The sequence below is a fragment of the Stomatobaculum sp. genome (assembly GCF_057248925.1).
The window spans coordinates 61,427-83,311 of record NZ_DBHIHF010000005.1; the positions used below are offsets into that span (position 1 = coordinate 61,427).

Below are 21,885 nucleotides of genomic sequence, written 5' to 3' on the forward strand. Positions count from 1 at the left end.
TCTCGCACGGCAAGTCTTTTTTATGACGGTGCCGTGCCGAGATAAATCCCCGCCGAATTTTTGGTCACATAGACCAGAATCATACCGTCCTCGAGGACATAGCGGACATGCCCCACATTGTAGCCGTTTTCATAGGTTAACATAACGCGCTTCACGCTCTGCGGAATCGAATCCGCCAGTTTCCAGTAGGGGAGTCGGAGCAATTTTTCCTCGGCGCCCGTGTAGACAAAAATCAGTGCCTGCTCCCGCCCGTAGACTCTGCCGTAGCAGACCAGATCCTGCTCCATGAGGAGCGGAATCAGAGAACCGCGGCGAAGTGCCGCCGAGTTGCGGTGCAGCTTGCTGAGGTAGCGGTGATATTCGAGGAGCTCCAGATTCTCGTGCCCCCAGGGATAACTCCGCCGACTGTCCGGGTCCGTAAAGCCGCAGACACCGACTTCATCACCGTAGTACATGGTCGGCGCACCGGGCCAGGTAAAGAGCATCAGTGCCGCCTGCCGCATCACAGAGAGCTGCACGCCCTCTTCCGCCGCCGCCGAACCGAGTTCCGCGAGTCTCCCGACTTTGCCGTTGGTCCGCGTCAAAAAGCGCGAGTGGTCGTGGTTCGAGAGCTGGTTCATTGCCGTGTGGAGCGAGGGCTCCGGCAGTTTTGCCATTGCAAGGCTCATCTTGTCCCAGAAGTACGCGCCGTTGCCGCGAAGCCCGGGATCCCTGCTGTCCGAATGCTTCTCCATGCCGGTCAGAAACCAGCTGACCGGCTCCATAAAGCCGTCGTAATTCATCACGGAGTCCCACTCCCTGCCGTTTAGCCAGGACGCCGGACTTCCGTAGTGCTCCGCCAGAATCAGCGCATCCTCTCGCACGGCCTTGATGCGGCTGCGGAAGCGCTGCCAGAAACTGTGATTATAGTCCGGCGAGTGCCCGAGATCGGCGGCGACATCGAGGCGCCAGCCGTCCGCCTGATAGGGCGGCTTTAACCACTTTTCGCCGACTTCCAAAATCTGTTCCGCGAGTTCGGGGCTCGCCTCGTAGTTTAACTTGGGCAAGGTGTCATTGTCCCACCAGCCGTCATAGCTCTTGTTGTCCGGCCAGGCCTCCGGGCGGTTGTCGGCAAAGACAAAATACTTGCGATACGGGCTGTCGGGCGTCAGATACGCGCCCGGCGCATAGCCGCCCTCGCGCGCATAAATTTTTTCGCGGTCCAGCCACTTATGGAAGGAACCGCAGTGGTTAAAGACGCCGTCCAGGAGAATGCGGAACCCGAAGCGGTGAGCCTCCTCGGTAAATGCCGCAAAAAAGCGGTCGGACGCCTCGAGATTCTTCGGATCCGCGCTCCGCTTCTGGTAGCGCGTCGCATTGAGGTTATCACCCGCCTCCGCCGGAAGCAGCTCTCCGCCGTCCTCCGCAATCACCGTGAGATGCGGATCGATGTGCTCATAATCCTGGGTGTCGTATTTGTGATTGGACGGCGACACAAAGAGCGGATTGAAATAGATGACTTCGACGCCGAGGTTTTTTAAATAGGCGAACTTTTCGCGCACGCCCGAGAGATCGCCCCCGTAAAAATAGCCGACATCGAAGGCCGAGGGCTTTTCATCCCAGTTCTCGATGTGCTGCACCGGGAGCCCAATGTAGAGATACTCGTCCGTATCCACATCGTTTGCGGAATTGCCGTCCCGGAAACGATCCACAAAAATCTGGTACATCACGGCGCCCTTGGCCCAGTCCGGCGTCCGAAACCCCGGAATGTGCTGGAAGCAGAGTTCGGGGCGCGCCGTTTTACTGCTTCCCCGCCTGTCGTAGTAGAGCTTTTCTCCGCTCTCTCCGTCCTCAATCAAAAAGAGCCAGGAGACCGGACTCTCTGTCACAAACGTACAGGCGTATTCGCGAAAGCGGCTGCCGCCGCTGACCGGCGAGAGCGAAACCGTCTCTTCTCTCTCCTGTAACAGCAAACTCACGCGAAGCTTGTCGGCGAGTGCCGCGCGAAACCGCACCCGCAGGGTACAGCAGCTCCCCTGTATCCACTCCGTGACGTAATGTTCATTTGTGTCGCTGAAAAATGCGTTTCTATCCATGCCCTATGCCAACTTCCTTCTGTTTTTCCGAGCAGTCGCGCGGCGCATATTCCAAGCTGTCCCGATGCAATGTCCCCTGTTGTCGCTTGCTTCGCGGTAACACTCGTCTGTGATGCGTTTTTCTTTCCTGTCACGAAAGAGCTCTGATCTCCTCGCTGTCTTCTGCTTTGCCCTGTAACACCTCTCTGCGGAAATTGCCCCGCCTTTGTCCCGGACTGTCCCTGTCCGGCGTACGGTACTTCTCTTATGCTTTTTCGTCTTCGAACTCGACGACGCCGATGTACGGATAATTCCGGTATTTCTGATCGTAGTCGAGGCCGTAGCCGACCACGAAGCGGTCCGGAATCGTGAAGCAGACATAGTCCACTGTGACCTGCTTCTTCACGCGGCGCTCCGGCTTGTCGAGCAGGGTGCAGAGGTGAATGTCCTTCGGCCCTCTCTTTTCCAGCACCTCGATGAGGTAGGCGAGCGTGCGGCCGGTGTCGATGATGTCCTCGACAATCAGGACGTGCTTGTTCTCGAGCGACTCGTCGAGATCCTTGACAATCCGCACCACGCCGCTCGACTCCGTGCCGTTGTAGCTCGAGACCGACATAAAATCAAACGAGACCGGCATCGTGAGCCGCTTCGCGAGCTCGCACATGAACATCGCGCCGCCCTTCAGAATGCAGATGAGGTGCAGCGGCGTGTCGCCGTAATCGCGGTTAATCTGATCCGCAACCTCCTGAATTCTTTGGTTGACCTCTTCCTCCCGAAACATTATCTTCACATGTTCTCCCATGTTTCTTCCCCTTCGTATCGCAATTCCAAGATTGTTGTTGTCGTCTCGTCCACCTGATACAGAGCACTCCGCCGAAGGCCGATTGCCCAGATAATCTCCCCCTTTGCCGTGAGCAGCGGGAGCCGTTCCCGCAATTCTACCGGCACGTTCTTCTCTGTCATAAGCGCGCGGAGACTCTTGTGCCCGCCGCCCCGCAGTGCAAGTTGATCGCCCGGACGGCGCGTCCTGATTTCATAATCCGCCGGCATCTTGTCCCGGTCAAACCACTGGAGGAAGCGCCCGCCGGGAATCGGTTCCCCCTGCACATACGGAAAGATTCGGGCGTGAAGCCTCTTCCGCACAGCCGCTTCCGAAAAGACAGGATACTCCGCCGTTCCTTCCGGTCGAAACAGAACAAGGCGCTCGCCCCGCCGCTCCGCAAAAAGCCCCTGCGGGAGAGAGACGCGCTTGCCCCGCACCTTGCCGGCAAGTGCCTGCAGAGCTTCCGTGTGCCGCGCGGTGAAGTTCTGCCTGCTTCCCCCGGCTGCTTCGAGGAGTTGCCAGAGGAGATAGCTTCGAACAATCGACGGCTCCCGGTTCAGCAGCACGCAGTCACAGCTCGCGCCACCCTTTTCACGCCGTATGAGTCTGTCCGCCTTTTCGCGCGACAGTGCCTCGAAATAGGCGTCGGCCTCGCGGAAATACTGTCCCGCACGAGCCAGGTGAGACACTGCCTCCGCGTTGATTTCCGCGCAAAGGCGCGGCAGAATCTCTCTCCGCAGGCGGTTTCTCGCAAAGAGCGCTGTCGCATTGCTCTCGTCCTCCACATGCGGCTGGTGAAGCCGCGCGAGATAGGCCTCAATCTCCCGCCTGGAGACCGCGAGCAGCGGGCGCACAATGCGCCCCCGTCTTGGCGGAATCCCGGCAGCGCCTTTCAGGCCGCTCCCGCGGGCCAGCTGTAAGAGCACAGTCTCCGCCGCATCCTCTTCCGTGTGTGCGGTCGCAATCTTGACCGGGCGTCCGAGGTCTTTTCCCCAGCGTTCTGCTGTCTCTTCGAGTGCCGCATAGCGGAGTTCCCGCCCGATGTCCTCGAGAGATCGGTGCGCGGACACAGCCGCGCTACGCACATCAACTTCTGCCAGAAAAAACGGGATTTTCTTTTCCGCGCAGAGCGCCTCGACAAAGGCAGCATCCCGCGCCGCCGTTTCGCCCCGGAGCCCGTGGTTTACATGGAGTACCGCGAGTCTCAGGTTCAGCGCCTCGCGGAGCGCCGCGAGACAGCAGAGCAACGCCGTCGAGTCGGCGCCGCCGCTCACCGCGAGCAACAGGGCATCGCTTTCTTCGATTACGCCGCTTTGCCGCACCGCCGCTTCCAAGCTGTCCCGCACCTTCTTTCTCCCCACCGTCTGCCTCAGTGCTCTACTTTAAAGATCACTTCGCCGGGGTCCGCGAGTCCCAACTTCTCTTTTGCCACTTTCACGACATACTCTTTGGTGTCGACGATGGCGCTGTCTTTTTGGAGGGAATCGTTTCGCTCGACCTCACTCTGATACTTTGCTGCCAATTCCTTGGTCTGTTTTTCGATTTTTTCCGCCCGCTCTATGTTTTTCTGACAGCGCTGCAGTACCAGCACCGCAAGCAGCATCAGCGGCAGAACATAGAGAGCCGCCAAAAAACGGGCTCTGAAACTTTTCTTTTTCCGGGCTTTTTTTTGATTCCGAACCATACCTCTGCCCCCTCTCGTCGCATACATCCCCTATTTTTATTTTACTCCAGACAGGGCATTTTTTCAATTTTATGCAAAAAAACGCGCCGCCTTGACTGCAGGCGACGCTGTTTTTCTTGGAAGCTCCGGAATCACAGATAGCGAAACAATTCCTTTGCTTCTTCTTTTTTGGTGGTCTCCGCAAGGTCTAAGACCTCCGCCTTGACCGTGTGCTGCCCGAAAAGTAGTTCAAGGACATCTCCCTTTTTGACTTCATAGGAGGCCTTGACCGCTTTGCCGTTCACCAGCACTCGTCCTGCGTCGCACGCCTCGTTCGCGACCGTGCGGCGCTTAATCAGGCGGGAGACTTTCAGAAACTTGTCTATTCTCATCTCAGGCGTTGACAGCGTCCTTCAGAGCCTTGCCGGCCTTGAACTTCGGGGTCTTTGCAGCGGCAATCTTCATGCTCTCGCCTGTTCTCGGATTTCTGCCCTCGCGCGCAGGTCTCTCGGAAATCTCGAAGGTTCCGAAGCCGACAAGCTGGATCTTCTCTCCCTTGACGAGCTCCTGCTCGACAGTCTCCGTGAATGCCTTCAGTGCTGCCTCGGCATCCTTCTTGGAAATCTCTGCCTTCTCTGCGATCGCAGCTACCAACTCGGTCTTATTCATCCTTGAATCCTCCTGTGTTATGGTTCCTTTTACTCTTTACCTTTATAGCGGGGCTCTTCCCTGTTGTCAATATCCAAGGTCGTTTTTTCAGGCAAAAGCGCCTCAAAACGCTGAAAAAGCGCCAGTGTTTCCCGCAACATCGCATCCTCCGCGCGCCGCGCGCTCTGCTTGGTCAGCAGGAATTCGACCGGGCGCGCCGGGCGCACCGAGAGGTGACCGGCGTAGTCGGAGAGCAGGCCGGGCAGCTTTTCCGTGTCGAGCACCGCAGTCTCTGCCATCGTGACGCGGGTGCTCTCGCGCTTCACCTTGACTTCGGATGCCCGCACCTTTTCCGCCGAAGCGCGAATCCGGGCAATCAGCAGGAGATTTGTGACTTCGATCGGCATGTCGCCGAAGCGGTCAATCAGCTCATCCTGCATCTCCCGCTCGTCCTCTTCGTTTTGAATCAGCGCGATTCTCTGGTAGAGGTCAAGCTTCTGCTCTTCGCTCTTCACATAACTGTCCGGAATATAGGCGCTCGCCTCGGCTTCGACCGTCGCGCGCACGGTCTCCTCCTCTTCCTCCGCTTCCTGACCGGTCAGACGGCGCACCGCCTGATTCAGGAGCTTGCAGTAGAGGTCATAGCCGACCGCCTGCATGTGGCCGTGCTGCTCGGCGCCGAGCACATTGCCCGCGCCGCGAATCTCCAGGTCGCGCATGGCAATTCGTATGCCGCTGCCAAGCTCCGTGAACTCGCGAATCGCGCGGAGCCGCTTCTCGGCCTCTTCGCGGAGCAGCTTGCCCCGCTGGTAGAGTAAAAAGGCATAGCCGATTCGCGAGGATCTACCGACGCGCCCCCTGAGCTGGTAGAGCTGGGAGAGCCCGAAGCGGTCCGCCTGTTCAATGATGATGGTGTTGACATTCGGAATGTCGAGGCCGGTCTCGATGATCGTCGTCGTGACGAGCACATCGATTTCGCCGTTCATGAAATCCAGCATGATGCGCTCCAGTTCGCGCTCCTGCATTTTCCCGTGCGCATAGGCGACCTCCGCATCCGGGAGCTCCGCCGCGAGCTTTGCCGCAATTTCCGGCAGACGGCTGATCTTATTGCAGACATAGTAGACCTGGCCGCCCCGGTTCAGCTCGCGTTGCACGGCCTCCCGCACAATCGCAGGGCTTTGTTCCATCACATAGGTCTGCACCGGCTGCCTGTCCTGCGGCGGCTCGGAGAGAACCGAGAGCTCTCGTATGCCCGCGAGACTCATGTGCAGTGTCCGCGGAATCGGCGTCGCCGAGAGCGTCAGCACATTGACGTCCTTCCGGAGCTGCTTCACCTTCTCCTTGTGCGCGACGCCGAAGCGCTGCTCCTCATCGATGATGAGAAGCCCGAGCTTATGGGGTTTGATGTCCTTTGAGAGCACGCGGTGGGTGCCGATCAGGATATCGACCGTTCCGCGCGAAAAATCCGCGAGCGTCTTTTTCTGCTCGGTGGCGCTCCGGAAACGGCACAGGAGATCGATTCGCACCGGAAAGTCTTTTAAGCGCTGCGAGAAATTGTTGTAGTGCTGCTGGGCGAGTATCGTGGTCGGCACGAGGAAAATGACCTGATAGCCTTCCTGCACGACCTTGAAGGCCGCGCGGAGCGCGATCTCGGTTTTGCCGTAGCCGACGTCGCCGCAGACCAGGCGGTCCATGATCTTTCCCTCCTCGAGGTCCTCCTTCACATCGGCAATCGCCTGCAGCTGATCTCCGGTCTCCGCATAGGGGAAGAGTTCTTCAAATTCGGTCTGCCACACCGTGTCCGGGCCGTAGCGATGCCCCTTCTCCTTGAGCCGTGCGGCGTACAGGGTCACCAGTTCCTTTGCGATTTCCCGCACGGCGCGCTTCACGCGCGTCTTGGTTCTGCTCCACTCCGGGCTGCCGAGGCGGTTTAACTTCGGCACGACGGCCTCCGCCGAAGCGTATTTCTGAATCGCGTCGAGGCGGGTCGCCGGGACATAGAAGTTGTCGCCGTCCTTGTACTCGATTTTGATATAGTCCCGCGCGACGCCGTCGGTCTCTATCTTCTCGACGCCGCGGTAGATGCCGAGGCCGTTCTCCTCGTGTACCACGTAGTCCCCGACCGCGAGTTCCGAGAGCGCGGAAATCCGGCTGCCCGCCTGCTCTGCCTTCCGCTTCCGCGACTTCTTCTCCTTCCGCCGCCCGAAGAGATCGCTCTCCGCAAGGAGCGCGAAGCGGAGCAGCGGGTACTCAAAGCCCCGGTGCAGCTTTCCCTGTAGCAGCAGAATACTGCCGGGCTCTGCGGCGGGTAACTCGTCTGTGTCCTCGTCCGGACAATACGCCGAGAGCTCATAGCTCCTCAGATTTTCGGCGAGTCGCCGTGCCCTGGTTCTGGACGGCGTCATCAGAATCACGGCCCAGCGCTCTCTCCGATAGCGCCGCAAGTCTTCTAACAGCAAGTCGAAATTGCCGGGGAAACTCGCCACGCTCTTTGCGGCAATCGAGAACTCACTGCGGATTTTAAAATCCGGCAGACGCGTGTCCAGTCCCGCGAGACAAACCGTCCGGCTGCTCTGCAAGTCCTCAAAGAGCAGGTCCGCCGTCACAATCGCCTCCGCCGCCTGCTGCGTCTCCGCCTTGCCCTCCGCACTCTCGAGATATTCCCGCTCCACTTCGCGCGCTCTCTCGCGGAGGCGCGCCGGTTCGTCCAGAATCAGCAGACTGTTGTCCCCCGAAAAATAGCGCAAAAAGGAGTCGCTGCCGCCGAGCAGCTCCTCCTGTGCCGGGTAAATCCGGATTTCTTCCGCGGGCTCCGTGGAGCGCTGCGTCTCCGCGTCGAAGTAGCGCATGGAGTCGATTTCATCGTCCCAGAGTTCGATTCGCACCGGTGCGTCTCCGGTGACCGGAAACACATCCAGAATGCCGCCGCGCACCGAAAACTGACCGCGCCCGTCCACCTCGGCCGTCCGCTCATAGCCAAGCGCCGAGAGTTCCTTGACAGTCTCACTGAGCTGCAGACGGTCGCTCGCCGTGATCCGGAGGCAGCGGCGCAAAAAGCGCTCCGGCGCCTCCAGTTTGTCCATCAGACCGTCAATCGTCGTCACGACAAACCCGCTCCCGCTCTCCGCAATGCGGCGGCGGATATCAATCCGGAGCGCGGAGAGCTCGTTGCTGCGCACATCCGCCGCGAAAAAGAGCAAATCCTTCGCGGGATAGAGCAGCGCATCGGCGCCGAAGCTCTGCAGATCTTCCTGTAGCTCCCGCGCCCGCACCTCGTCGTAGGACACCAATAATTTAAGAGGGTACCGCTCGTCGCCGAGTGCCTCGGCAAACTGTCCCTTTGCGGCGTCCGCAAGACCGCTGACCAGCACCGGACCCTCGCGGCGCCGAAGCTTTTCCGTGAGCGCCCGGTAGACATCCAGCGCCTGCAGCGGATTCCGAAATCTGCTCATTGACCCTGCTCTTTCCGGTTCACCTTGTTCATCGTCCGGTCAACCCCTTCTTCGAGAATCGAAAGCACGGCCTCGGCGGCATCGCGGTAGGCCTGCTCCATCTTCTCGGCGTCCTCGCCCTTTGCGCGCCCCAGCACATAGTCCGCGAGATCCCAGCCCGCGGGCTTACTGCCCACGCCGACGCGGACGCGGATAAAATCGCCGGAGCCCAGGTTCGAGATAATCGACTTCAGCCCGTTGTGCCCGCCGGCACTGCCGCTCTTCCGGATCCGGAGTCTTCCCTCCGCGAGGTCGATGTCATCTGAAATCACGAGAATGTGATCCGGTGTCACCCGGTAAAAGGCCGCCGCACTGAGAAGGCTCTCCCCCGAGAGGTTCATATAGGTCTGGGGCTTTAAGAGCAACAGTTTTTCGCCCGCGTATATCGCTTTCCCGGCGAGCGCCTTGTGCTTCTTCTCCCAGTTTGAAACCTGCAGCTGTGCCGCGAGGCAGTCAATCACCTCGAAGCCTGCATTGTGTCTTGTCTTCTCATACTCCCGCCCGGGATTTCCCAGGCCCGCGATGATATACATCGTTCCCTCCTTCCGGACAGCGAAAACAGGGGCCTTGCATGCGCAAAGCCCCCGCTCTTTCCTGTGATGCTACCGGCGATCAATCCTCCGCGGAGAACTCATCCTTGCCGACGCCGCAGAGCGGACATACGAAATCCTCCGGGACATCCTCCCACTTGGTGCCTGCCGCAATGCCGTTATCCGGATCACCGGTCGTCTCATCGTAAACGTAACCGCAAACGTTGCAAATGTACTTCATCTCAATTCTCCTTTCAGTCTGCGCTTCGTCGCGCTTGTGTAGCCGATTGTACTCTATGTATCCACACTCCGCAAGTTGTCAGAACTGCCGGAAATATGACATCTTTGCTCCACATTTTGGGCATTTAGTGCTTTTTTCCGCCGAGATGCTCTCTCAGCTCCTGCAAAAGCTCCGCATGCCAGTTGGGTTTCAGCTCGGGAAAGGCATTCAACATGCGCCCGGTGCCAAAAAAGCGTGTCCTCTCCGCCCGCTTCTCGAGGAGCGCAAAGCGCGCCTCCGCCGCACTGCGCTGCCGTTCCAGCTCCGCCTTGGCGCGAATGCTGTCTTCGCCGATTCGCTGGCTCAGCCCGTCGGAGACCGCGCGAATCCGGTCTCTGAGTTTGCCGAGCTCACCGAGATCCCGGCTCAGTTTGTGCGCCGTCAGCACCGAGGCGACAAAGTCGACGAGCAGCGTGAGGTAGGCGAACGCCAGCAGCCACTGTCCGAGCGCGGGCGGAAACAGCCGCACATAGCCGCGCACCAGCGGATGCACAATGCGTATCATAAACACGGTGCCAAGCCCCCAGAGGATACTGAACCGCAGACAGATATAGCCGTGAAACTGAAACGGCTCCTTGCTGTAGTCCCACCAGCGCGCGTGGAAAAAGGTATTTAAGAGCCAGCCGCCGAGCAATTCGATTGAGGTCGTAAAGACAATACCCGCCAGAAAGAGAGTCGGCAATCCCACCGCTTCCTCCTGCCCGGGTGCGAGCACATTCATGAGTGCACAGATGGCCAGCATGCCGAAGCCGTAGATCGGGCAGACCGGGCCGTTTAAGAAACCGCGGTTGATGATTTTCCCAAGACGCAGCGCGTGAAACGCGACCTCCACGACCCAGCCAAGGAACGCATAAATCACAAAATAACAGAGTGCCTGATAGAGTGTCATTGCCTTCTCCCCGTTTTAAAAAAAGCCCGCACAGGTCTCCCCGCGCGGGCCAAGAAAACTTCGTTACTCTGCCTTGCCTTCTTCCTTCTGGCTTGCCTGGAACTGCAGGTACTCGTTCACATAGTCGACAACCTCATCCGCATTCATGCCGTGCACCATGCTCGCATCCTGCAAAGACTCCGCCTGCGAGGCCGGGCAGCTGATGCAACCCATGCCGCACTGCATCAGTGCGAATGCCGCATCCGGATACTTGCTGATGATTTCTCCGACCAACATGTCCTTTGTGACCAAAGCCTTCTTCTCTTCCGCCATATTTGCTCCTTCCGTATTGCTCCGCCGGAAACCCGGCCGCAACATTCTTGACAATTTCGATTCACATTGATTCTACCACAGCTGTCACAGCAGCCGCAAGTGGCTATGGCAACACGCCGTCAATTCTTCATCGAGACGCCGCGCATCGCATCGCCGCGCTGATTCTCCCCGAAGTGATAGTCGTTTCCGGGCAGAATCGCATTCAGAAGCACACCGGCAATCGAAGCGATGGCGAGCGCCGTCAGCGTAATCGGCGTGCCGAAGACCGTGAAGCTAAGTCCCTTCGAGAAACCGAGGCCCGAGACCAGAATGACGGCCGCGATGATGAGGTTACGGCTGTTCGAAAAGTCCACGCGGTTCTCGACCACGTTCCGGACGCCGATGGCCGAAATCATACCGTAGAGGATAAAGCTGATGCCGCCGATAATGGCTGTCGGCAACGAGGCCACGACTGCCGCAAAGCGCGGCACAAAGGAGAGCAGAATCGCATAGAGCGCCGCGAGCCGGATGACCCGCGGATCGTAGACATGCGAGAGCTCAAGGACGCCGGTGTTCTCGCCGTAGGTCGTATTCGCCGGACCGCCGAAAAATGCCGAGAGCGAGGTCGCAAGGCCGTCGCCGATCAGTGTACGGTGCAGACCCGGATCCTCAATGAAGTTTTCGCCGACGGTCGCCGAGATTGCCGAGATATCGCCGATGTGTTCCATCATCGTCGCAATCGCAATCGGCGCCATCACGAGAATCGCCGTCAGGTCAAACTTGCAGAGCTGAAACGGCGGCACGCCGAATATCGGGCTCCCCGCAATTCTCGAAAAATCCATGACCGCGCTGCCGTCCGCGTTCCGCAGACCAATCGCGTAGAAAATCAGCGCCGCCGCATAGGCGACCACGACGCCCATCAGAATCGGAATGATGCGGAATATACCCTTGCCCCAGATATTGAAGACCACAATCGTGCAGAGCGCAATCAGCGCGAGCAGCCAGTTGGTCTCTGCCGAGGAAATGGCCGTACCCGCGAGCGAAAGTCCGATGCAGATGATGATGGGGCCGGTCACGACCGGCGGCAAAAAGCGCATGACCCGCTTCACGCCGATCAGCTTGATCACCGCCGCGAGGACCAGGTACAAAAGCCCCGCGATCACAATGCCGCCGCAGGCATAGGGCAGCTTTTCCCCGTAACTCATATTCGCGTAGATGCCCGTGTTCAGCTCCGCTACGGTCGCGAAACCGCCGAGAAAGGCGAACGAGGAGCCGAGGAAAGCCGGCACCTTGAACTTCGAGCAGAGGTGAAAAAAGAGGGTTCCGGCCCCCGCCATGAAAAGCGTCACCTGAACGGACAGTCCCTCGCCGTGAAAATAGCTGTCCACGAGAATGGGCACCAGTACGGTCGCGCCGAACATCGCAAACATGTGTTGCAGGCCAAGCAGCAACATGCGCCCCCGCCCGAGCGTTCTCGCGTCATAAATGCCGCCCTGCTTCTTTTGATTCTCCATTGCTTCTATCTCCTTTTCAACTTGGCAGTTGTACGATAAAGTACATGACCTTATCCCGCCACTGCGCGCGGATCTGTCCCTTATACATGCGGACAATGCCCTCTGCCATCGAGAGCCCTATGCCGTAACCCTCTTTCCTGCAGTTGTGAGACTTGTCCTCGCGGTAAAAGCGGTCAAAAAAGCGACTGCAATCGACCTCTGCGCCCTCCGCATAATCATTTGAAATCGTGAGTACGCTGCCGCGCCAGTTTCCGCGCCGCACGAGTCGGATGCGCACGGTTCCGCCCTTGTCGCAATACTTGACCGCATTGTCGAGCAGAATGTTCACGAGCTCCGGGAGCTCCCGCTCCGTCGCAGTCGCCGTGACATTGTCCGCGATGTCGGCGCTGAGATGCTTCCCCTGCTGCTCCGCGACCGGATAAAAAGCCTCGGCGCTCTGCCGCACAGCTGCCGTAAAGCTCTGGCGGCTCAACTCCTTTTGGATGCCCTCCTCGACGCGCGTCAGCACAATGAGGTCATCCACAAGTCTGCTTAAACGCCGCACCTGGTGCAGAATGCTGTCCGTCCACTCGGAACTGCCGTGCATGATCTCGAGGAGCTCCACATTGGCGGAAATCACCGCAATCGGCGTCTTTAACTCATGGCTCGCATTCGTGATAAAGCGCTTCTGGCTCTCCATGTTCCGAACCACAGGCTCCACCGCCCGCGCCGAGAGCAGCAGCATGATGAAGCCGAACAGGAACAGCACCGCTCCCGATGCGAGGCAACTGTCCCGCCAGATGCGCCGCAACTCGCGAAAATCGCTGCTCACATCGAGAAAACAGAGCAGGGTCTTATCACTGCCTTCCCGGCGCAGGAAAAAATAATGCTGCTTGCCGTTCCAGAGGAGCCCCCGGGGTCTCGGCATATGGAGCGCGCGGATGCTGAGCGCCTGCAACTCCTCCGTCCCCATGCCGCCGAGGCTCATCACCGGCGTCAGGGCGGCACTCTCCTGTTCGTATTGGACCGAAAAATAGCGTGCCGCATGCGGCAGCTCTACTTCTTCTTCCGAACTGCCGATGCGCCCCGGTAGGGCGCCGCCGTAGTAGCTGATGAGTTCGAGCGTATCCATACTGTTCTCATAGAGGGAGAGATAGCTCATCCGGTTGACCAGCATCAGAACCAGCACCAGAACGGCAAACACGGCGCTCGTCGCGACCAGGACAAACTGCCGCTTCAGTTTTCGTGCCATTCCTGTTCTCCCTGTCTCAGGCATCCCGCTGCCGGAGCACAAAGCTGCCGCCGCGCTCCCCCTCAATCAGGAGATCCGCCTGAATCGCGCCAAGCTTCTGGCGAAGATACGAAATGTAGAGAAACAGCTGCTCATCGCCGCTCTCCTCGCTCTCGCCCCAGACCCGCCGGAAAAGTTCCTCGCTCCCGAGGAGCTTACCCGGGTTCCGTATGAAAATTTCCATGAGGCGTGCCTCCTTGCTGCCGATGCGGATGGAACTAAACGCCTTGAGCTCCTGCTCCCCCATGTCCAGGGTCACATTGCCGGCCTGAATGCGCTCTTCCTGATACCCCGAGCGCCGCGCCATGCTGCGGATCCGGGCGAGCAGCTCCCGCATCGCAAAGGGCTTTGTGAGATAATCATCTGCGCCTGCGTCGAGCCCCGTGATTTTGTCCTCAAGCTGGGTCTTCGCGGTCAGAATAATGATGGGCGTCCTGTCACCCTCCGCGCGAAGGGTCCGCACCACCGAGATGCCGTCCTGTCGCGGCATCATCACATCCATGACCATGCAGTCGTAGCTGCCGGCACGCGCCTTTCGGAGCGCTTCTTCTCCGTCATAGGCCGGATCCACCTCATTGCCCTGGTGGCGGAGAATCGCACAGACGGCGCGCGACAGCTCCACCTCGTCTTCGGCAAATAAAAGCTTCATGCTTCCTCCTTTCTGATCATATTGCGTATCGTCTGCATCGAGAGATCGCAGGAGGCCAGATCGTCCGCGACATGCTTTAACTCTGCCGCAATCAACGCGCGGTTGCCGCCCTCCCGCTTGTAGTGCATCTCGTGCTCGAGACTCGCCCAGGAGTCCATCGCAATCGTGCGAATCTGCACTTCGACAAAGAACTGTCCCGGCACCCGCCCGTAGAAATCCGGCGCATTGGTCTCGCAGCGGAGTATGAGATGCAGGCTCCGGTAACCGCTCGGCTTGACATTCTGAATATAGTCCTTTTCCTCCGCAATTTCCACACCCGGCAGTGCCGCGAGTTTTGCCTTCACGCGGTAGATGTCGTCGACAAAGCGGGTCACAATCCGGAGGCCGATTGCGTCGGTCAGGCGGCAGAGCGCATTCTCCGTGGTCTCTTCGAGGCCCCTGCGGAGAAGCTTGTCCCGCATGCTGCGTTCGGTTTTTACCCTGCTCGTCAGGTGCTCAAAACACTTGTGCTCGCCGCGCTGCGCTGCCTCCTCATTCCAGGCCAGAATCTGCAGCTCGAGTTTCTTCTTGACTGCAAACAGTGTCTCCGTAAAATTGCCGTAAATGCCGCTCTCTGCCATGCCTTCTCCTTCTCTCTTTGCTTGCGTTTCCGCAGTGTCTCCGATAAAATACCTCTAATTCACCTTAGGGAGGCTCATTATGCGCGAAGTCAGACTCGGAACTCTTACACTCGGGCGCGGTCCGGTCAAGGTCGCTGTCCCGCTGGTCGGAAGCGACCGGACCGCACTGCGGGCGGAGCTCGACGCTCTGCCGGACAGCGCCGCCGATCTTGTCGAGTGGCGCATTGACTGTCTGTCGCCGTTTCCGGACACCGAGGCGCTCCTCGCGCTCGCGCGGGAGTTGAAACAGTCTCTCGGTTCTCTCCCGCTCCTCATCACTTTCCGGAGTCTCCCGGAGGGCGGCCGCCTGCCGTTCGACGCGGCAGCCTATCGAGAATTCCAACTGCGGCTCGCCAAGGAACAGCTCCCCGACTTATTGGACGTAGAGCTCTTCTCCGGCCTTCCGGATCCCGCCGCGCACATCGCCGCGCTGCAGCGCGAACATATCCCCGTCATCGCATCCCGCCACTTCTTTGACGGAACCCCCGCACCGCAGGTGATGCGCGAAACCTTTCAGCGGATGCAAGACTGCAATGCCGACATCCTGAAACTCGCTGTCATGACCGGAACCACCGAGGATCTTCTCTCACTCTTACGGTTCTCCGCTGCTCAGAGACAGACCGCCGACCGTCCCTTTGTCCTGATCGGCATGGGACCGCACGGCGTTCTGAGCCGCATCTCCTGTGCAGAATTCGGCTCCTGCCTGAGTTTCGGCGCTCTGCGGGAAAGTTCTGCGCCGGGTCAGCTCCCCGCGCGGGACTTAAAGCGGATTTTATCCCTCTTGCCGGAATATCCGGTCTCTCAGACGGCGGAGCCCCGAAAATAAGAAGGGCAGCGTCCGCTCCGCTCGGATAAAGCAGCGATCCCGGAGAGAGAGTTCCCGGTAATAGCGCCGGTAGCGCGGCGAGAAAATCTCGCCGTAATCCCGAAGATTTACCCGCGTCAAAAAGTAGACGCGCCGCGCGGCCGAAACCGCTTCGCGGTGATAGCGCCCGCCGCTCTCCCGGTCAAAGGCGCGGTATAGCTCCCGCATCGCAAGGGCATAGCGATCTTGCTTCTTTTTGAAATCGCCGCTCTTCATCTCCTCGGTCCAGGACCCCGCGCCGTGAAAACGGTACACGCTGTCAAAGCGGTCCGCATAGTGGCAGTATCCCTTTAACGCCGCGAGGAGTTCCAGCGGCCGATCGCCGACCGGGCAGCGGAAATACCAGTCCGGCAAGTTTTCGACAACTTCGCGGCGAAGAAGCATCGCCCCGAAGGGAAAACTTCCCGCCTTGTCGATTAGTTCCGCGGGACTCAAATCGCGATCGCCGCGGTAAGGGCGCATCAAATTCCGGTTCACGAGCTCGCCGCGGTCGTTTTTGACGGCCGCCGCGTGCACGGTCATCGCACAGTCCGGATGCGCTTCCAGATAGCTCACCTGCGCCTCCAGTTTACCGGGATTGCACCAGTAGTCGTCGCAGTCCATCAGAGCGATGTACTTGCCCCGCGCGCGCGGGAAGTTGAAAATACCTGAGATGTTTTGTCTCCCCCGACTGTACTGATTTTCCTCCTGTAAAATCGGGAAAATTTTATCCGGGTAGCGCGCGGCATAGCGCCGCAGAATCTCCGCGGAGCCGTCGGTCGAGGCGTCATCGTGGACCAGTATTTCCGTGTCAAAGTCGCCCCGCTGGGCGAGAAAGCCATCCAGCGCCTGCCTAAGGTAGTTCGCGTGGTTATAGCAGACCGCGCAGATACTGACGAGCGGGCGTTCTTTTTTCTGTGTCATGCCTGTTTTCCTCTCATCCTGACAAAATTCCGGAGATAACGCAGCATGTCGCGCTGGAACAGCGCGGCGAGTACTCCGTAGCACACGATGCCTGCGGCAAGCTGTGAGAGCAGAAGCAGCGGCGCACTGAGCGGTAGACGCTCCATCCGATAGACCAGAACGCCCATGAGGAGCGAACAGAGCGCTGCCGGGCCGAGATCCCGGTACTGCCTGCCGGGCCCGTAGCCGAGAAGCTTGCCGAGCGGCCACGCGTTCAGCGCGCTGCAGAGCGCCTCGTCGACCGCCTTGAAGATGAGCAGGCCCATCATCCCGTAGCGGAAACTCAGCACCAGCAGTGCCGCGCCGAGCAGCTTCTTGATGCATTCGAGTTTCAGGAACAAATCGCTCCGCCCGAGCGCCGTAATCATCTGCAGATTGCTGACATGCAACGGCCAAAACGCATAGCAGAGGCAGAGCAGGCGGAGATACGGCACGGAAAAAAGCCAGTCTTCGGTCAAGAGCGTGCGAATCAGGCTTGTGCCGACCGCCGCCATCCCCGCCATCATCGGAAATATCACAAAGGCCGAGAGGCGTATGCTGTCCCGCAGCATGTCGCGGAGACTTTCCTTTTCCGACTGCCGTCTCGCATACGTCGGCAGCAGCACCGACTGCATCGCCGCCGAAAGATTCGAGGTGATGAGCTTCGGAAACTGTTCCGCGCGGTTATAGCCGCCGAGCGCCGCTTTCGAATAATACTTGCCGATCAGGAGACCGTAGATATTGTTCCAGAGCGTGTCGAGAAGACCCGAGAGCAGAATTTTCCAGCCGAACGAAAAAAGCTTCTCCACCCGTTTTAGAACAATGCCGCTGCGCGGCCGAAACGGAACCGCGACAAAAAGTCCCGCCATCAGCGCGGTGTAGTAAATGAGCTGCTGTGCCGCCATCGCGAAAACGCCGTAGCCCCGCTCCGCCATCAGAATCGCGACGAGACCGGATACAATCACCGCCGCCATAGTCGCCTCAAAGAGCTTCCGGAATTGCAGGTTACGGGAGACATAGGCCGTCTGCACCGAAATAACCGCACCGGGAAACAGCACCAGTCCCATCGCGCGGAGCAGCGACAGCAGCACCGGCGTCTCATAGTAGTGCGCAATCAGGGGCGCCGCGGCAAAGAGCAGCCCGTAGACCGGCACGGAGACCAGAAGGCTGATCCAGAAGACCGAGCTGAAATCGCTCTCTTCCACCTGCTCCGCCTGAATCAGTGCCGTCGCAAAGCCCGATTGCACGAATACATTCGCAAGCGTGATGAAAATCATAATCAGGCCTATCGTTCCGTACTCCGCAGGCGTCATGAGCCGCGCGAGAAACAATGCGACAACAAACTGAACGCCCTGCGCACCGAGCAGCTCTAAAAGCTTCCAGAACAGCCCGCCTGCGACACTCTCTTCTCTCTGTCTCATAAAAAGAGTAATTCTCCCAGTGTGCGGTGCGGCAGATTAAAGGTAAAGCCGCCGCGAAGGATGCCCACTGCCTTTCCGATTCTTGTTTTGTGTTGCAGCGCGAGGAAGTCATTGAGTGTCTTCCTTGCCGCTGCCGGAAGCTCTGCCCCGTACTGCCGCCGGAACTCTTCGGCCTGTAAAAACAGGGCGCGGTAAGCGGCGCCCGATTTTTCGTTCATCTCCCCGAGGCTCTCTCCCGAGAGCCCGAGCCGCCGCCGAATTTCCGAGAGCGCGCCGCCCTTCTTTGCACCGAGTACATTGTCGCCGTGCTGCCGGTAGTCATAGAGTGCGCGATCCAGATAAGCGATGCGCCCGAAGGCAGCCGCGACCAGCGCAATCCAGTGGTCGTGCATTACCGCATGTTCCGGCACTGCGTGTGCGACCAGAAGCCGCACGAGCGCGTGGTTCATGAGCATTGCGCCGCCGGTCACATTGTTCTGTACGAGCAGCTGGCGGAAGCGCCGCCTCGCAGGGCTCATCTTCTGATAGCGCACATAGGAGGGCGCAAGCTCCCGCCCTACGGCATCGACTACCCGCATATCGCAGTGCACCAGGAGCGGCAGCTCTTTCCCGTAGCGCGCTTCGAGGCAGCGCATCGCGCGGGCCTCAACCGCCAGTTTGTCCGGATGCCAGACATCATCCTGGTCGGAGAATAAATAGTAGTCGCTCTCATCGGCCGCGGAAAAGAAGCGCGGATCGCGCAGTCCCTCAAGAAAGTGCCGCGCCGCACTGCCGCTCCTTTCCGCCCGCCGGATTGCCGTAATGCGTGCATCGCGCGCGGCGGCCGCCTCGCCGATTGCAAAGCTCCGGTCCGTCGAGGCATCATCCGAAAGAAGCAGACGGAAATTACTCTCCGTCTGCCCTTCCATCGAAGCCAGTTGCGCCTCCAAATATTCCTCTCCCTCGTAAGTGCAGAGCAAAATACGGTTCGTCATTCCGCCGCCTTCCGATAGCGCTCTGCCTGCTCCCGGATGAGTTCGCTGTCCTCAAAGTAGTTAATTCGCATCGCGTCCTTGACCTCATGCAGTGTCTCCGCCGCAATCTCTCTCGCCCGCTCCGAGCCCTTCTTCAGAATCTCATAGACCGCCGGAATATCGCGCTCGTATTCCTTTCTGCGCTTCCGAATCGGCTCCAGCTCTTCCTGCATGACCGCCGTCAGGAATTTCTTGACCTTGACATCACCGAGACCGCCGCGCGTGTAGTGCGCCTTCAGCTCGTCGAGAGATGCGTACTCCGGCAGATAGCGCTCAAAATGTTCCGGGCGCGAGAAGGCCTCCAGATAGGTGAAGACCGTATTGCCCTCGAGGTGTCCCGGATCGCTCACGCGGAGATGTTCCGGGTCTGTGTACATGGTCTTGATGCGCGCCGCCACGGTGTCCGCATCGTCCGAGAGGTAGATGCAGTTGCCGAGCGACTTCGACATCTTCGCCTTGCCGTCCGTGCCCGGAAGACGGCGGGAAGCCGCATCGCTCGGAATCAGCGCCTCCGGCTCCACGAGGACCGGCGCGTAAATCGAGTTGAACTTCCGGACAATTTCTCGCGTCTGCTCGATCATCGGCAGCTGATCCTCGCCGACCGGCACCGTGGTCGCCTTAAAGGCCGTGATATCCGCTGCCTGGCTGATCGGGTAGGTGAAAAAGCCGACCGGAATATCCGCCTCGAAATTCCGGAGCTTAATCTCGTTCTTCACGGTCGGGTTGCGCTGCAGTCTGGCGACCGTGACGAGATCCGAGTAGAAAAAGGTAAGCTCGGTGAGCTCCGGAATCTGCGACTGAATGAACAGAATGGATTTCTCCGGATCGAGCCCCACCGAGAGATAGTCGAGCGCCACTTCAATGATGTTCTGTCTGACTTTCTCCGGGTTGTCAAAATTGTCCGTCAGCGCCTGGGCGTCCGCAATCATGACCATGGTTCTCTTGTACTCGCCCGAATTCTGCAGAACCACTCTTCTGCGAAGCGAGCCCACATAATGTCCCACATGCAGTTTTCCTGTCGGGCGGTCTCCGGTCAAAATAATTTTATCTGCCATTGCTTCTGGTATCCCCCTGTCTCTTCTTGCTTCGTTTTGTCTTTTCTTCCGTCGGCACTTCTTTCGCGAGCAACACGACGATGCTCCGCGCCGGCAGCAAAAATGTCTCCTGGTCTTCGAGGCGCTCTTCTTCGCCGGGCTTCAGGCAGTGCGCCGTCTCGCCGTAGGTCCGGACGGCGAGGTACCAGGCCCTTCCCTTGCCTGCGCCGGGCAGCGAAAACGTGTGCGCCTCCCAGTGCATATTATAGATGCAAAACAGGGTGCTGTCTGCCTCGCCGTTTGCGAGCTTTGCGTAATGCCCGTTATACAGGATGCCGATCTGCCGCCGGAAAGGTTCGGTCTGCGCCTGCCACGGCTGTTCCCCGTGGTAGGAGACATCCGGCAGGCCGACCGCATCCGTGTCAAGGAACAGCGGCGGTGTCTGTCTGCCGAGCGCCGGGTGCGCCTTCCGAAACGCTATCAGCCCCCGCACAAAGGCGAGGTTCTCTGCCTCCTGCTTTGCCTGGCGCCAGTCGAGCCATGAGACCGCATTGTCCTGGCAGTAGGCATTGTTATTGCCGCCCTGGCTGTTCCCGAATTCGTCGCCGGACAGAAACAGCGGCGTTCCCTGACTCAGAAATAACAGCGCAAAGGCGTTCCGGCGCTGCTGTGCCCGACAGGCGAGGACAGTCCGGCGCTTCGTCTTGCCCTCGACGCCGCAGTTCCAGCTGTCGGTTTCGCTGCCGCCGTCCGTGTTATTCTCGCCGTTCTCTTCGTTGTGCTTTCTCTCGTAGCTCACAAGGTCGGCGAGCGTAAAGCCGTTCGTGTGCGCGAGGTAATTGACCCGCGGCGCCTCTCCGGCCGTGCGGCGGCTGTAGCCGAGCAGGGCGCGCACCATACTCTCGTCGCCCTTTAAGAACTTTCGCATATCCTGCTGAAAGGCGCGGTCGCAACAGTAAAAGTTTGCGCCGGGCTCTGCGGGGCGCTCCTCCGCAAAGAGGAGAAAGCCCTTGAGATACGGGTCCCGCAAAATATCGCCGAGCGGAAACCGTCCGCTTAAGCGCGCCCCGTCGAGGTGATAAAAGCGCCGGTAGTAGCGCAGTACCTCGAGCACATAACTCACGGTCTGCTTCCCGTCGAAGTAGAACTCCATCACGAGCTCCATGCCCGCGGCGTGAAGCGCTTTCACGAGAGAACGGAGTTCCCCCGCCGGGTCGCGGCGGCGCTTTCTGCAATAGCTCGCCTTCGGCGCAAAATGAAAGGTCTCGCCGTAGCCCCAGTAATTGACACGCGCACTGCCGAAGGGAAGTTCCTCGAATTCCTCGGCCGGCAGGAGTTCAAGTGTTGTCACGCCGAGTTCTTTCAGATACGGGAGCTTTTCGACAATGCCGTCGAAGGTGCCGCGCTGCACTACGCCGCTGTTTTTCGCCATCGTAAAGCCGCGCACATGCAGGCGGTAGATGACGCGCTCCCGCGCCGGAATCACCGGCGCCTCTTCCTCTTCCCAGTCAAAGTCCGACAAAAAGAGCGGCGAGCGCTTCACACAGTCCGCCTTCAGCGCCTTGCCGAAGCTGTCATGTCCGCTGAAACTCTTTCCGTAAGGATCGGCGAAACGCTTGCCGTCGGCCTCAAACTGATACTCCGCGCTCTTTAACGCAGCGCCGCGAAACCCCGCCGCGCGGAGTTCCCGGAAGCTCACGGTCAAGCTGTACACCTCTCCCAGCCGCCGGTCTTTCGAAAACGGAAGCCGAAGTCGCGGCGCCTCCTCATTTCTGAAAAAAAGCAACAGCTCCGGCACTGTCTTTGCGACGACAGAGACCGAAATGCCCTCTTTCTCAAGCTGTATTCCGAGCGCCATGCTTCCTCCTCC

The 21,885-nt window shown here is 59.2% G+C and carries 21 protein-coding genes; 1 reads left to right on the forward strand and 20 read right to left on the reverse strand.

The window, feature by feature from the left end; translation table 11 throughout:
* Positions 1-20: 20 nt before the first annotated feature.
* The 15 genes from ACO4XG_RS02650 to ACO4XG_RS02720 all read right to left on the reverse strand — a co-directional run bounded on the left by ACO4XG_RS02650 (position 21) and on the right by ACO4XG_RS02720 (position 14,722).
* Entirely contained in the window at positions 21-2,075 is a 2,055-nt protein-coding gene (locus tag ACO4XG_RS02650; protein WP_308508703.1) for a glycoside hydrolase family 13 protein, read from the reverse strand.
* Positions 2,076-2,319: 244 nt separating this feature from the next.
* Positions 2,320-2,856, reverse strand: coding sequence for a hypoxanthine phosphoribosyltransferase (gene hpt / locus ACO4XG_RS02655; RefSeq protein ID WP_308508702.1), 537 nt, complete (start codon positions 2,854-2,856; stop codon positions 2,320-2,322).
* Positions 2,841-4,238, reverse strand: coding sequence for a tRNA lysidine(34) synthetase TilS (tilS, locus tag ACO4XG_RS02660; RefSeq protein WP_308508701.1), 1,398 nt, complete (start codon positions 4,236-4,238; stop codon positions 2,841-2,843). The genes hpt and tilS overlap by 16 nt, the downstream gene beginning before the upstream one ends.
* Before the next feature lie 8 nt (positions 4,239-4,246).
* On the reverse strand, positions 4,247-4,561 hold the full coding sequence (locus ACO4XG_RS02665) for an FtsB family cell division protein (protein ID WP_308508700.1): 315 nt from the start codon (positions 4,559-4,561) through the stop codon (positions 4,247-4,249).
* 131 nt (positions 4,562-4,692) lie between these two features.
* Positions 4,693-4,932, reverse strand: coding sequence for an RNA-binding S4 domain-containing protein (locus ACO4XG_RS02670; protein ID WP_308508699.1), 240 nt, complete (start codon positions 4,930-4,932; stop codon positions 4,693-4,695).
* Between the two features lies 1 nt (position 4,933).
* Positions 4,934-5,209, reverse strand: a complete 276-nt coding sequence (locus tag ACO4XG_RS02675) for an HU family DNA-binding protein (RefSeq protein WP_009532893.1) — start codon at positions 5,207-5,209, stop codon at positions 4,934-4,936.
* A 29-nt stretch (positions 5,210-5,238) separates the two neighbouring features.
* Positions 5,239-8,640: a transcription-repair coupling factor gene (gene mfd, locus ACO4XG_RS02680; protein ID WP_308508698.1), complete on the reverse strand. Its 3,402-nt coding sequence runs from the start codon at positions 8,638-8,640 to the stop codon at positions 5,239-5,241.
* Complete coding sequence (gene pth, locus ACO4XG_RS02685) at positions 8,637-9,212, reverse strand: aminoacyl-tRNA hydrolase (RefSeq protein ID WP_308508697.1); 576 nt, start codon at positions 9,210-9,212, stop codon at positions 8,637-8,639. Before pth ends, mfd begins: the two co-directional genes overlap by 4 nt.
* A 79-nt stretch (positions 9,213-9,291) precedes the next feature.
* Positions 9,292-9,450, reverse strand: a complete 159-nt coding sequence (rd, locus tag ACO4XG_RS02690) for a rubredoxin (protein WP_009532896.1) — start codon at positions 9,448-9,450, stop codon at positions 9,292-9,294.
* A gap of 124 nt (positions 9,451-9,574) precedes the next feature.
* On the reverse strand, positions 9,575-10,378 hold the full coding sequence (locus tag ACO4XG_RS02695) for a putative ABC transporter permease (RefSeq protein WP_308508696.1): 804 nt from the start codon (positions 10,376-10,378) through the stop codon (positions 9,575-9,577).
* A gap of 63 nt (positions 10,379-10,441) precedes the next feature.
* Positions 10,442-10,690 carry a DUF1858 domain-containing protein gene (locus ACO4XG_RS02700; RefSeq protein ID WP_009532898.1) on the reverse strand — a complete coding sequence of 83 codons (249 nt, stop codon included), beginning with the start codon at positions 10,688-10,690 and terminating at the stop codon, positions 10,442-10,444.
* Between the two features lie 119 nt (positions 10,691-10,809).
* Positions 10,810-12,183: a uracil-xanthine permease family protein gene (locus ACO4XG_RS02705; protein ID WP_308508695.1), complete on the reverse strand. Its 1,374-nt coding sequence runs from the start codon at positions 12,181-12,183 to the stop codon at positions 10,810-10,812.
* Between the two features lie 16 nt (positions 12,184-12,199).
* The gene (locus ACO4XG_RS02710) at positions 12,200-13,414 is read right to left on the reverse strand and encodes a sensor histidine kinase (protein WP_308508694.1); all 1,215 of its coding nucleotides are present in this window, start codon (positions 13,412-13,414) and stop codon (positions 12,200-12,202) included.
* A 16-nt stretch (positions 13,415-13,430) separates the two neighbouring features.
* Positions 13,431-14,102: a response regulator transcription factor gene (locus ACO4XG_RS02715; RefSeq protein ID WP_308508693.1), complete on the reverse strand. Its 672-nt coding sequence runs from the start codon at positions 14,100-14,102 to the stop codon at positions 13,431-13,433.
* Positions 14,099-14,722 (reverse strand): GTP pyrophosphokinase, encoded by a 624-nt coding sequence (locus ACO4XG_RS02720; protein ID WP_308508692.1) that lies wholly within the window; start codon positions 14,720-14,722, stop codon positions 14,099-14,101. Before ACO4XG_RS02720 ends, ACO4XG_RS02715 begins: the two co-directional genes overlap by 4 nt.
* A gap of 79 nt (positions 14,723-14,801) precedes the next feature.
* On the opposite strand from ACO4XG_RS02720, the gene aroD reads away from it, so the two are divergent.
* The gene (aroD, locus tag ACO4XG_RS02725) at positions 14,802-15,587 is read left to right on the forward strand and encodes a type I 3-dehydroquinate dehydratase (protein ID WP_308508691.1); all 786 of its coding nucleotides are present in this window, start codon (positions 14,802-14,804) and stop codon (positions 15,585-15,587) included.
* Here aroD and ACO4XG_RS02730 read toward each other — a convergent pair.
* Genes ACO4XG_RS02730 through ACO4XG_RS02750 form a run of 5 tightly spaced genes read right to left on the reverse strand, consistent with a single transcriptional unit; the run spans position 15,534 to position 21,873 of the window.
* A complete protein-coding gene (locus ACO4XG_RS02730) occupies positions 15,534-16,529 on the reverse strand; it encodes a glycosyltransferase family 2 protein (protein ID WP_308508690.1) in 996 nt (331 codons plus the stop codon). The two genes, aroD and ACO4XG_RS02730, sit on opposite strands and share 54 nt — an antisense overlap.
* Positions 16,526-17,968: a lipopolysaccharide biosynthesis protein gene (locus ACO4XG_RS02735; RefSeq protein ID WP_308508689.1), complete on the reverse strand. Its 1,443-nt coding sequence runs from the start codon at positions 17,966-17,968 to the stop codon at positions 16,526-16,528. The genes ACO4XG_RS02730 and ACO4XG_RS02735 overlap by 4 nt, the downstream gene beginning before the upstream one ends.
* Positions 17,965-18,942, reverse strand: coding sequence for a glycosyltransferase family 2 protein (locus tag ACO4XG_RS02740; protein WP_308508688.1), 978 nt, complete (start codon positions 18,940-18,942; stop codon positions 17,965-17,967). The genes ACO4XG_RS02735 and ACO4XG_RS02740 overlap by 4 nt, the downstream gene beginning before the upstream one ends.
* The gene (gene trpS, locus ACO4XG_RS02745) at positions 18,939-20,036 is read right to left on the reverse strand and encodes a tryptophan--tRNA ligase (RefSeq protein WP_308508687.1); all 1,098 of its coding nucleotides are present in this window, start codon (positions 20,034-20,036) and stop codon (positions 18,939-18,941) included. Before trpS ends, ACO4XG_RS02740 begins: the two co-directional genes overlap by 4 nt.
* Positions 20,026-21,873 carry an alpha-amylase gene (locus tag ACO4XG_RS02750; RefSeq protein WP_308508686.1) on the reverse strand — a complete coding sequence of 616 codons (1,848 nt, stop codon included), beginning with the start codon at positions 21,871-21,873 and terminating at the stop codon, positions 20,026-20,028. The genes trpS and ACO4XG_RS02750 overlap by 11 nt, the downstream gene beginning before the upstream one ends.
* Between the last annotated feature and the right edge of the window lie 12 nt (positions 21,874-21,885).